This window comes from Salmonella sp. A7 (genome assembly GCF_020181675.1).
Lineage (GTDB): Bacteria > Pseudomonadota > Gammaproteobacteria > Enterobacterales > Enterobacteriaceae > Salmonella > Salmonella enterica.
This window is the reverse complement of the sequence record NZ_CP084001.1, coordinates 3,845,642-3,857,970: the sequence shown is the minus strand read 5'-3', so window position 1 is coordinate 3,857,970 and position 12,329 is coordinate 3,845,642. Positions and strand designations below refer to the sequence as shown.

8 protein-coding genes are annotated in these 12,329 nt (G+C 51.0%); all 8 read left to right on the top strand.

The genetic code is table 11. The features are described 5' to 3' along the window. Nucleotides 1-212 precede the first annotated feature (212 nt). Nucleotides 213-2,312, top strand: coding sequence for a glycosyl hydrolase family 18 protein (locus LCS67_RS18795; protein ID WP_000235809.1), 2,100 nt, complete (start codon nt 213-215; stop codon nt 2,310-2,312). A 92-nt stretch (nt 2,313-2,404) separates the two neighbouring features. Beyond that, nucleotides 2,405-5,401 carry a hypothetical protein gene (locus LCS67_RS18790; RefSeq protein ID WP_031570575.1) on the top strand — a complete coding sequence of 999 codons (2,997 nt, stop codon included), beginning with the start codon at nt 2,405-2,407 and terminating at the stop codon, nt 5,399-5,401. 288 nt (nt 5,402-5,689) lie between these two features. Next, on the top strand, nt 5,690-6,385 hold the full coding sequence (locus LCS67_RS18785) for a winged helix-turn-helix transcriptional regulator (protein WP_000980522.1): 696 nt from the start codon (nt 5,690-5,692) through the stop codon (nt 6,383-6,385). Nucleotides 6,386-6,815: 430 nt separating this feature from the next. Further along, a complete protein-coding gene (locus tag LCS67_RS18780) occupies nt 6,816-7,358 on the top strand; it encodes a fimbrial protein BcfA (RefSeq protein WP_000743357.1) in 543 nt (180 codons plus the stop codon). Nucleotides 7,359-7,458: 100 nt separating this feature from the next. Continuing rightward, nucleotides 7,459-8,145, top strand: coding sequence for a fimbrial biogenesis chaperone BcfB (gene bcfB, locus LCS67_RS18775; protein WP_000742551.1), 687 nt, complete (start codon nt 7,459-7,461; stop codon nt 8,143-8,145). Between the two features lie 4 nt (nt 8,146-8,149). Continuing rightward, on the top strand, nt 8,150-10,771 hold the full coding sequence (gene bcfC, locus LCS67_RS18770; protein WP_080183738.1) for a fimbrial usher BcfC: 2,622 nt from the start codon (nt 8,150-8,152) through the stop codon (nt 10,769-10,771). Continuing rightward, nucleotides 10,772-11,779 (top strand): fimbrial protein BcfD, encoded by a 1,008-nt coding sequence (locus LCS67_RS18765; protein ID WP_000701256.1) that lies wholly within the window; start codon nt 10,772-10,774, stop codon nt 11,777-11,779. Beyond that, the gene (locus LCS67_RS18760; protein WP_001082038.1) at nt 11,780-12,325 is read left to right on the top strand and encodes a fimbrial protein BcfE; all 546 of its coding nucleotides are present in this window, start codon (nt 11,780-11,782) and stop codon (nt 12,323-12,325) included. The last annotated feature ends 4 nt before the right edge of the window (nt 12,326-12,329 follow it).

Genomic DNA, 12,329 nt, shown 5'->3' with positions numbered 1-12,329 from the left:
GATATTTACTATGTTCTCACCAGAACGGACTAAGCGGGCGCTGAGAGGTGTTGTTTTCTCTTCGGTAGACGGTGTTGTTAACCTCATTTTTATGATTTTTATATCATCTAAAAAGATGATGTTTTGTGATTAGCTATTTTTTATGCCTGTAACGATTATGGACCCCGCAGAACGAGCTGCGACAATTTTGAAACGTAAAAGGAAATTTGAAAATGGCTACAAGCAAACTGATTCAAGGCGATACAATTACTGAAACTACCCATGCAGCGAATGGTTTTGACCCTGCAACAAGCGATGATAAAATAAGCTATACTTCCGCTCGTGTTGCGAAACCGGTATACAATAAATATAAAAATTCCACGACTAAACCGAAGGTATTCGGTTATTACACCGACTGGTCACAGTATGACAGCCGTCTGCAAGGCAATATGTCCCAACCGGGCCGTGGTTATGATTTAACCAACGTTTCACCGACGGCTTATGACAAACTGATTTTCGGCTTTGTTGGCATCACCGGTTTCAGAAAAATTGATAAAGAAAACCGCGATGTCGTAGCAGAAGCGGCAGCACAGTGCGGCAAAGTGAAATATGAGCCGACCTTCCTCGATCCGTGGGGCGATTTCCAGTCTTATATCAACCTGGGTTTTGAAACCAGCGGCTGGGATGTTGATCCGAAAACCGTGACCCAGGCTAACGCCAAAGGTATGCTGGGCGCACTGCGTGATATGCAGGCAAAAGCGAAAGCCGCAGGTCACACGCTGGCGCTCTCCATGAGTATCGGCGGCTGGAGCATGAGTAACGGGTTCCACGAAACCGCCGCTTCTGACTCTTCTCGTAAAATCTTCGCCAAAGGCGTGGTGAAACTGTTCAAACAGTTCCCGATGTTCAGCGAAGTGGATATTGACTGGGAATACCCGAACGATGAAGGGGCGGGCAACCCGTTTGGTCCGGAAGATGGCGCTAACTACGCGCTGCTGATTGCCGAACTGCGTAAACAGCTGGATTCCGCTGGTCTGAGCAATGTGAAGATCTCTATCGCTGCTTCCGCAGTGACCACGATTTTTGATCACGCTAAAGTAAAAGATCTGCTGGCTGCCGGCCTGTATGGCATCAACCTGATGACCTATGACTTCTTCGGTACGCCGTGGGCGGAAACGCTGGGCCACCACACCAACCGCAAAGCGCTGGAAGAGGGCGGCTGGGCTGTCGAAACCATCGTTGATCACCTGCTGGCGGAAGGTTTCTCCGCTGACCGTATCAACATCGGTTATGCCGGCTATACCCGTAACGCTCGTCAGGCAGAAATTGAATCCCTGTCGCCGCTGAAAGGTTCTTATAACCCGGGAACAGGTGACACTACAGGTTCTTTCGAATCCGGCACCAGCGAATGGTATGACGTCATTTATAGCTACCTGGATCTGGAAAACCAGAAAGGTCGTAACGGTTTCAACGTTTACACCGACCAGGTCGCTGACGCTGACTACCTGTATAGCCCGGAATCCAAACTGTTTTTATCCCTGGATACGCCGCGTACTGTCAAAGCAAAAGGCGAATATGCAGCGAAACTGGGCCTGGGCGGCGTGTTTACCTGGACTATCGATCAGGACAACGGCGTGCTGGTTAACGCCGTGCGTGAAGGTCTGGGTTATGAAATCGAATCTGAAGTTATTGATATGGAACCGTTCTACTTCGAAGGTATCAATGTAGAAAATGGTGAAGAACAGAGCGATAGCGACGACGCGCAGAAAGTCAACCACGCGCCGAAAGCGGCGATTGAACTGCTGGTCGTAGGCGGATCTACGGTACAGCTGTCTGGCGCAGGTTCTTCTGATGAAGATAGTGATGAATTGTCCTTTAGCTGGGGCGTGCCTTCTCAAATCGCTGTGGCAGACAAAACGGCAGAAATCATTGAGGTTGTGGTACCGGAAGTTAGCGAAAAAACAGCCTTTCAGTTCACCCTGTTTGTACGCGACTGCTACAACGAACCGTCCTCTCAACAGCGCTTTGTTCTGACGGCTGTGCCTGCGCTATCTCAGGTTCAACCGGAACCGGAAGAGGAAGAAGAGATTATCGTTCCTGTACCGGACGAGGAAGAAGATACCACGCCAGCTGAGGATGATACGCCAGCAGATGACAAAACGTCACCTTACGCGCAGTGGGATGCTTTGACCGTTTATGGAGCAAACTGGGGTTCTTTCGAAATCGTTAGCTGGAAAGGCCATAACTATCAGGTGAAATGGTGGTCTATGGGCAACCAGCCTGACCTGAACTGCGGTGTCGGCGGTGCATGGACCGATCTTGGTGCTTACTAATACACGGCATTAAGCACGCTGTATTGGGCTTCATGATTCAAGCCCCGGTTTACCGGGGCTTTTCTCCACCAGGGACAGAGGAAGAGTAGACCATGACCATTTCCATCCATGCCAGCGCATTTGACGTCAACAGCTGGTATCAAAAAATCACCTTAACCTTTATTAATGAGAGCGGTAATGCGGTCGATATGAACCATGCCGCAATATCGTTCACGGCCTCCGGGCACATCGATCCATGGGGAAATAGCGGCGGTACGCTCAAAGGGAATCTGCCGCTTACGCTGAATGAGAGTTCGTATGGCACGCTGGAAACTAACAACATCATCATTAATAACAGCGATGCCTTACTTCTTCAGCCGGGCGAACGCGGGACGCTCTCTTTCAGCCTCGCGGCGACGCAGGTGCCGGTAAAAATGTCCGCCATCACCTTGACGCTGGCGTCATCGTCATCCGAAGACGCAGAGTCTGAAACTCCATCCGATCAGGAGACGCCAGCGATACCCGCCGCAGACGAACAACCCGCCGAACCCGATGTGCCGGAAAAGGACAATGACCTTCAGGGACGCGGCCTTACGCTTAACGTTAGCGAGTTGAATACCGCGAGTTGGTATCAACGCGTCACCTTTACGCTGACCAACCTCTACGCTCAGGCGGTAGATCTCAATCAGCTTCAACTGAATTTTACGGCCAGCGCGCACCCCGATCCCTACAGTCCGTTTCAGGGAACAATGCTGGGGAATCAGGCCGTGACGCTGGCCAGCGATGGGGGATGGCCCATCGAGAAGAATACCATCACCATTAATCATGACGGCGCGCTGATGCTGGCGGCGGGAGATACCGCCGAATTACAGTGCTATCTGGCCGCCACGCAGATGCCAGTTGCCATCAGCGATTTGAGCGTGACGTTGGCCCATGACCCTGCCCGTCAGGGAAAAATTTGCGTTCATTTTCCTGCCATGACGCAGACCGTGGCGCTTAAACCGACGATTGAGCTGCTGTTTCCTGCCGGCGAAACCCGGCGCTTTGTCGGTGAGTGGGGAGAGGTGCTGACAATAGGCGATCTTAGCGCAGGAACGTATCGGCTTACCGTACCGGTACTGGCGAATGATGAGATGCAAATCGCGCCAGTCGAGTCCTCTTTTACCGTTACGCTGCAAACCGGCGATGCCGCCGCGCAGGTCCAGGTATCCTGTCTGCCGATTGTCCGTTATGCCAGCGCGCGTCTGATGATTGACGCCCCTGCGCTTGGTAATGCGAAATTGACCGTTGAGATCGCCGATGCTACGCAAGCGGATGAGCGTACCGTCACGCTTATCGCCAACCAACCGCAGTTAATCACCCGGCTACTGGCGGGGCATCATTATACGGTCAATCTGCAGCCTGCGATGATTAATAACCGCTTTATATCGGCACCCATACAGCTTACGGGTTTTATCCCTGCTGCGGCGCAGGTTGCCGAGGTTGCTGTCGCTTACCAGCAGGCAGCGATCGACACGGCGAGTTTCGTGACGGTGGATGCCACTCTACTGGGCCTGCCTGATGGCGTCGCGCCGCAGCGTTATCTGTTCAGCAGCGGTAAATATCAATACTCATTAATGCTGGAGAGCGGTAGCGATCGGCAGACGTTGGCATTACGCTTTGCGCCCGGGCTGTATGATGTTCAGACGGACGACATTTTCATCGACAGCGTGCCGTGGCGCTGTGAACAGGCCGGGCCGCTACGGTTGTTGCAAAAGGTCAACCATGTGGCGCTGGAGTTTCTGCCCGGCGTGACGCTACAGGTAAAAGGTTGGCCTGATTACCTTGCTCATGGCGGCGTGACGGTTAACGCGCCAGAGACGGTTTCTCTTTATCGTGATATACCGTTTAGCGCGTTGTTTAAATACGATGGTTTTGACGGCGGCGGCGATCCGGTTCCGGCCGCGGAGGTTGACGTGAACGGGGATGGTTTTCTGGATTACGCGACGTTACCGATCCATAAAACCGTTGCGCTGGTGCGCCAGATAGAAAAAGAAGCCGGGCGTAGCGTCATGCCGGTAATGGTTATTTATACCGCGAATGCCAGCGGCGGTAGCGCCCTGGCGGATTTACAGGATGCGCAAAAGCTACGTAACCATTTTGGTAACTTTATTACCCAGTGTCTGGCGGCGCAGTCATACAAAGATGAGACGCATCCTGTCCCGGCCACCTTTGTGCTTAACCCGGATTTTCTGGGGGCGCTACAGCAAGGACCGTATGGCTATACCGTAGTACGGCAAAAAAACAGCGTGCCGGTGAATACCCAACTGGCGGCGGCGATACAAGCATTACCGGCGATGGCTGGCTTTATCGCGCCTTCGTTGCCGACGTTTAGCGACGATCTCTACGGCTATATTCAGGCGGTGAACTATCTTGTTCGTCAGTTTGCCCCGGATGTGGCTTTTGGCTGGCAGACGAATGTCTGGGCGACAGGAACGGCGGACTGGGTGCTGCGCGATACCGCTGATCCGGTAGCTGAAGGGCAGGCGATCGCCGAATTTATTCATGAACTGGGCGTTTATAGCGGAGAATATGCGCCGGACTTTATTGCGTTTGATAAATTTGAGCGTGACTGTTTCAGTCCTGATGCGCTTGCCCACTATGGCTGGAATGCGACATGCTGGCTTAATTACCTGGCGATGGTCAAACAGGTGACTAAAGCGCTGCTGACGCCCGCCATGCTGTGGCAAATCCCTGGCGGCCATATGCCTACAGTAGAAGAGGGCGTCAGTAAAATCAGCGCTGCGCACTTTGCATCCGGCGGAACCTTTTTTATGGGGGACGCCCGCATTGGCAGCGATCCTGACACGCTCTCTTTGCAGCTACTCAATACGGCCTTAAATAGCGCGACTTACGGCGTCCCGACCGTCGGCGACTTTTTACGTAAAGATAAAGGGTATGACTGGGGCCAGATGCAGGCGCTGAACCTACCGGACTTTAACGTCTTTTCGATCTTATGGGGCGGTGGTTCTACTATCAGTATTACGACAATCCATTCTAACGGTGAAGACGGCGGCTGGCTGGCGGATAAAATGGTAGAGTATTATGCTGCTCCACGCTATTTCAGATAATATCACTGCTTATTTGCATTAATCTGGACTATTAGTTTGAGATTCGAAGGCGCGCTCTTTCGAATCTCTTTTCTTGCGCCCCCTGACCTCCCATTCTTTATGCGTAATTCGTTATTAATTTTCTGTAATCATTTTGTATTAAGAATTGTCTTAATCTTAAAAATATTGCGTATTAGTGCCTTGTGAATACAGAAATACTGCATAGCGATGTTATTTATTATTAATTTAAGTACTTTTTGAGAGGTTATACTGTGGCGCTACATTGAGTAGATAACCGTTAATGAAAAAATGATGAACGACGCTTTTGCTAAAGATAATAATGAGAATTCATTACACTCTTTTCTTTTTTCTCAGCAGGCTAAACCTCACGCGGCGATTGATGCCTTATTTTCGGCCTTGTTGCCATTTGGTCAACCGTTTACGCTGGGTATCGGCGATGAGTTTTATTTACAGGCAAATGATGAACACTACATTGTATTACTGGAGTCTGGCGTTGTTTCTTTCTGTCATAATGACAAACGACTCCATATATCTTCATCGTTTGCGCCATCGGTCGTGGGTATGGTTGACAGCTATGGCGCTACCTATAATGTCCCCGCGCGACCGGAACACTTTTTGCTCGCAGAAACGGTTTGTACCGGTAGATTTGTTCGCCTGCCGGATTTTATAAAAATCGCCGATGAATGCGATTTGTGGCACGACGTGGCCCGTTGTCTGGCTTACCGTCTGATGGTGATGAGCGCGCGCGATCGTGAATTAGTCGGCGTCGATTCTTATCTGAAAGTTCGGGCGCTGCTGACTGAAATCTGGGCTTATCCACAGGCCTACCGGGAAAGCATTATCGTGTTGAATTTTATTCAACGGCGTACCGGGATATCGCGCAGTCGGACCATGAAGATTCTGTCTGAACTAAAAAAAGGCGGGTATATCCATATTGATAATGGGCGGCTGACGGCGCTCGGAAAACTGCCAGTGGCGTATTAATGTACTATACGCAACGATATATTTACATATCTCGACTGAATTTGCCTGATATCGTTAATAGAATGTTTTACTGAAGGTTGTTATGAAGGTTATTTTTAAAAAGTCAATATGGCTAAAGGAGATAGGCCGAACGACTGGTGTAAAGTTAATATAAAACAATAAGTTATGCCTGGTCCTATAAAACCAAATGTCGATGATTGCAACTTGCCGTTGGCTTGCTAATAATTAATAACATCGTTATCTCATTATAACGTAAAGATTAACTCACGACGTTGAGTGGCTGTTTTATTGCTTCTGACATTTATATCAGAACAAGAAGACACTTTTTTTCGCATAAGAAAAAGTCGTGATATTGCTGTGAAGAAATATCAGCAGCCGTTTCGTTAAAAAAATCTGATTACCCTCATTTTTATATTTAAAAGGAGCTTGAATGAAAAAGCCTGTACTAGCATTAATGGTCTCTGCAATTGCCTTTGGCGGAATGTTGTCCACCGCGCAAGCGGATACTACAACCGTCACTGGCGGTACGGTAAATTTTGTCGGACAGGTCGTTGACGCTGCCTGTTCTGTTTCCGCTGACTCTGTCGATCAGACCGTGACATTAGGCCAGGTTCGCGCCAGTAAATTAACCGAGGCCGGTATGGTGGCGAATCAAAAAGAAGATTTCACCATTAAACTGGAAGACTGCGATACTCAGACCAGCCAGAATGCGGCGGTGATTTTTAATGGCCAACAGGACGCAAACCAGCCGGGGTCGCTGGCGAATACCGCTGGGGCAGGTTCGGCGACGAATGTGGCATTACAACTTTATGGACCAGATGGCCAGGCGCTGAATATCGGTGAATCGTCCAGTACTGTTACCTTGAACGATGGCGAAAACGTTATTCCGCTTAGCGTGGATTATATCGCTACCGGTACGGCGACTGCTGGTAATGTTACCGCGACGGCGACATTTAGCATGGTTTATTCCTGATTCCTTATCGGGATTTTTTTCTCGTCTGTTGGGAGGCGAGAAAGGGGAGTTACGCGCGTCACTGCGCGTAACAAACCGACGGCATCAGGATATTACGCAGATGAAAAAAAACGTACCGATTTTCCTTCGATTATTGCTACTGCTGTCGGCGGCCGGCCTGTCGTTTGCCGCGCAGGCGGGAGGCATTGCGCTGGGCGCGACCAGGGTGATTTATCCGCAGGGAAGTAAGCAAACCTCCTTGCCGATTATTAATTCTTCTGCCAGCAATGTTTTTTTAATTCAGTCATGGGTCGCCAATGCCGATGGTTCACGCTCGACGGATTTTATCATTACGCCGCCTCTCTTTGTGATCCAGCCTAAAAAAGAAAATATATTACGTATTATGTATGTCGGGCCGTCATTACCGACCGATCGCGAAAGCGTATTTTATTTAAACAGTAAAGCGATACCCTCTGTCGATAAAAATAAATTGACCGGCAACTCCCTGCAAATTGCGACGCAAAGCGTGATTAAGCTATTTATCCGCCCGAAAAATCTGGCGGAGGCGCCAGCTCATGCCCCGTCGACGCTTCGCTGCCGTAACGAGCGCGGCCAGCTAACGATTACTAACCCTTCGCCGTACTACGTTTCGATGGTTGAACTGTACAGCGCGGGGAAAAAACTGCCGAATACTATGGTACCGCCGAAAGGCGCGATCACTCTCCCGGCGACGCCCGGCCAGGTATCTTTGCGCACGGTAAACGATTTTGGCGCAACGACGCCAGCACGCGTTTGTCCAGCTTCATGATGTTATGCGTAATCAGCTTTTCATGACGCGATATTACTCCAGCGTAGCTAAACTCGTATTAACCCCGCTGGCGTTGGCTATCGCATTGGCGCCAGCGCCGGGGTGGGCGGAAAACTATTTCAACCCGGCATTTCTGTCTGACGACCCGTCTGCGGTGGCCGACTTATCGACCTTTTCCCGTAATGCCCAGGCAGCGGGGATGTATCGCGTTGACGTTTACCTGAACAATACGTTTCTCGCGACCAGAGACATTGCCTTCCAGGCGGTGAAGACGACGGGAAAAAGCGCGCCCACCGATGACAGCGGATTACGCGCCTGCCTGACGCCTGAAATGCTTAAAAATATGGGGGTAAACACCGGGGCGTTTCCACTGTTGGCGAAGGCGGCGGCGGGAAGTTGCCCGGATCTCGCCAGTGCGATACCGGCCGCCCGGACCCGCTTTGATTTTGCGCAGCAACGTCTCGACATTAGCATCCCGCAGGCGGCGATGGTTGCCAGCGCCAGAGGCTATATCCCACCGCAATACTGGGATGAAGGTATTAACGCGTTGCTATTGAATTACACCTTTACCGGCGCGAATAGTCAGGATCGGAGCCCAGGCGGCAGTGCGGAGAACAGCTATTTTCTTGGATTGAATAGCGGCCTTAATCTGGGGGCCTGGCGGTTACGCGACTACTCCACATGGAACGCGAATAGCGGCGATCAGAATAGCGACAGCGACTGGCAGCACATCAGTACTTATCTGGAACGTGATGTGGTCTTTTTGCAGGGAGAACTGACGGCAGGCGATAGTTATACCCCCTCCGCATTATTCGACAGCCTTCCTTTTCGCGGGCTACAACTGGCGTCTGACGACAATATGTTGCCAGACAGCATGAAGGGCTTCGCGCCGACCATTCACGGCATTGCCAGAAGCAACGCGCAAGTGACCATTCGGCAAAACGGCTACATCATCAATCAGCGCTATGTGCCGCCCGGGGCATTTACTATTAATGATCTCTATCCTACCGCCGCCAACGGCGATTTGACTGTGGAAGTCAAAGAGTCCGACGGTTCTATTAATCGCTATAACGTGCCCTATTCCGCCGTGCCGATTCTACAACGAGAAGGGCGGCTGAAGTATGCGGCGACGGTGGCGGAGTATCGCAGCGATAGTAGTCAAAAAGAGAAGGTGAAATTCAGTCAGGCGACCTTGATATGGGGGTTACCGCATGGTTTTACGCTGTATGGCGGAACACAACTTTCCAGTCATTATCACGCGCTGGCGATCGGCAGCGGCGCAAATCTGGGCGACTGGGGCGCGGTGTCGCTGGATGTCACCCAGGCTACCAGTACGCTGGCGGATAATAACACCTACCAGGGGCAATCGCTGCGTTTCCTGTATGCCAAATCGCTTGCACAGTCAGGAACCAATTTACAGCTTATGGGCTATCGCTATTCAACCTCGGGCTTTTATACGCTGGATAATACCACGTGGAAACGGATGAGCGGCTATGACGATGACAGTCGGACTGACAGCGATAAAAGCAGGCCGGAATGGGCGGATTATTACAATCTTTATTGTACCAGGAGGGGGAAAGTACAACTCGATATCAATCAACAGCTAGGCGGGTTGGGATCGCTTTTTATTACCGGCAGTCAGCAAAGTTACTGGCACACTGATGAAAAGGATTCTTTGTTGCAGGTGGGATACAGCGATACGCTGGCGGGTATTGCATGGAGTGTTTCTTATAACAATAACAAATCCGCAGGCGATGCGGAGCGCGATCAAATTTTCGCGCTGAATATCTCGGTGCCGCTAAGTCAATGGCTGCAACACGATGATGAGGTTACGCGCCATCACAATGTTTACGCTACCTTTAGCACCAGTACGGATAAACAGCATAACGTTACGCAGAATGCGGGCCTTAGCGGCACACTGCTGGACGAAAACAATCTTAGTTACAACATACAGCAAGGTTATCAGAATCACGGTATTGGCGAAAGCGGCTCCGCCAGCCTGGAATACGATGGGGCGAAAGGCAACGCCAACATTGGCTATAACGTTAGCGATAACGGCGATTACCAGCAGGTGAATTATGGCCTGAGCGGCGGCCTGGTGGCGCACGCGCATGGAGTGACGCTAAGCCAGCCGCTGGGCAATACCAATATTTTGATTGCCGCGCCGGGCGCAGCCAACGTCGGCGTTGTCGACCAGCCGGGTATTCATACGGACGCGCGTGGCTATGCGGTGGTGCCGTATGCGACAACATATCGCCAAAACCGTATGGCGCTGGACGTTAACGCGATGGCTGATGATGTCGATATTGATGACGCGGTGACTCGCGTTGTGCCGACCGAAGGTGCGCTGGTTCTGGCCCGCTTTAAAGCGCGAGTCGGCGCGCGTGCCCTGGTAACGCTGAATCATAACGGTAAGCCTGTCCCCTTTGGCGCAACGGTGACGGTGAATGATCGTCATGCGGAGGCGATTGTTGACGAGGCCGGGGAAGTCTATCTTTCCGGGTTGTCAGCGCAAGGCATTCTGCACGTTCGCTGGGGGAACCTGCCGGATCAACAGTGTGTCGCGTCCTATCATCTCTCTTCCTCCCGTCAGATTCTGAGTCGACAACATGCGGAGTGTCATTAAATGAAAATACCTCTTTTATTTGCTCTGCTGGTGGGAAGTGTCGTATCGCAGTACGCATTCGCAGACGTGTGTAAAAACGTTAACGGTGTACCTTCCAGTATTAATTACGATTTAACGACCACTCTGACGGCAGAACAAAACCAGGTGGGAAAGACGGTTCAACTGGAAAAAAGCCAGGAAGTTAATGTACAGGCGGTGTGTCCCGCCGGCGCGGCGACCAATAGCCAGACTTATCGCTCCTATGTGTCGCCATATCCGATCGTAGAAACGAGCGGTAACTGGAAATATTTAAAGCTGGACCCGGACTATCTTGAAGGCGGAATGCGAATTGAGGATTCTTCGGCGGGCGATATCTATCCGCCAATGAACAATGTCCTGATGGGATATGATGAAAATGTGAAAGCGGGTCAACCGTTTTACGTTCGTGACTCAAATCTGGAGTTTCAGCTCAAAATTGTTAAACCGTTCGTCGGCACGGTGAATATTAGTCCTAAGACTATGTTCAATGTTTATGTCATGACCGCCGCAGGCGATCCGCTGACAGATGTCGTGTACAGCATTCTTTATAGTGGAACGGTGACCGTACCGCAAAGTTGCGAAATCAACGCCGGACAAACGATTCTGGTGAATTTCGGCGCATTGTACAGTGGCAATTTCAACCATGCAGGCCAAAAGCCGGAGGGGGTACGAGCGAAAAAATTTAGCGTACCGGTAAAGTGCAGCGGCCTGGATTCGCAGGTCAATTTAACGATGCGTCTTATCGCTACGCCGGATAGCCACGTTCCCCAGGCTATCGCTTCGGATAATGCGGATGTCGGCGTAGTGGTCGAAACCGATGAAGGAAACGCGCTTATCCCCAATGATGCACAGAGCGTCGCGCCTTTTATCACCGATAGCGCCGGACGCGCTAACATCACATTGCAAGCCTACCCGGTGAGTACAACAGGCGAAACGCCAGCGGAAGGGGCGTTTACCGCGCTGGCCAGCCTGCGAGTGGACTTTGACTAAATGAACAGATCACACTGCGCTCTTTTTGCCATGGGACTGATGCTGTGTCCACAAATCAATGCCAGCGCTGACGACCTCGCTTATAACCTCGAATTTACCGGCACTATTGTGGCGCAAACCTGCGACATAGATATTTCCAGCCTCAGTCAAAGTATTGATTTAGGGCAGTTTGCGGTCGGCGATTTTCCTTCGACAGGAACAACGACAAAATTTAAGCCCTTTAATATCAACCTCAAAAATTGTTCCCGAGGAATTGCCGGGGCGAAGATCTGGTTTACCGGCGAACCCGATCCGGACAATCCCGCGCTACTGGCGATAACCGATACCGGGATGGGAAGCGGAAACATGTTAGCAAGCGGGGTAGGGGTGGAAATTCTGAATGATGATCAGGATACCATCAGTATCAATAATGCCGACTCAGTGGTCTATCCGTTGAAAGCCGGACGCAACACGCTGTCTTTTTATATTCGCTATAAATCGACCCGGCCTACGGTCACGTCCGGGAACGCGACGGCGGTCATGTATTTCGATATGCAGTATGAATGAGGAG

Bases quoted from the DNA above. Each gene is read 5' to 3' on its own strand.
- LCS67_RS18765 (WP_000701256.1), top strand. From the start codon at position 10,772: ATGAAAATACCTCTTTTATTTGCTCTGCTGGTGGGAAGTGTCGTATCG.
- LCS67_RS18760 (WP_001082038.1), top strand. From the start codon at position 11,780: ATGAACAGATCACACTGCGCTCTTTTTGCCATGGGACTGATGCTGTGT.
- LCS67_RS18795 (WP_000235809.1), top strand. From the start codon at position 213: ATGGCTACAAGCAAACTGATTCAAGGCGATACAATTACTGAAACTACC.
- LCS67_RS18790 (WP_031570575.1), top strand. From the start codon at position 2,405: ATGACCATTTCCATCCATGCCAGCGCATTTGACGTCAACAGCTGGTAT.
- LCS67_RS18780 (WP_000743357.1), top strand. From the start codon at position 6,816: ATGAAAAAGCCTGTACTAGCATTAATGGTCTCTGCAATTGCCTTTGGC.
- LCS67_RS18785 (WP_000980522.1), top strand. From the start codon at position 5,690: ATGATGAACGACGCTTTTGCTAAAGATAATAATGAGAATTCATTACAC.
- bcfB (WP_000742551.1), top strand. From the start codon at position 7,459: ATGAAAAAAAACGTACCGATTTTCCTTCGATTATTGCTACTGCTGTCG.
- bcfC (WP_080183738.1), top strand. From the start codon at position 8,150: ATGCGTAATCAGCTTTTCATGACGCGATATTACTCCAGCGTAGCTAAA.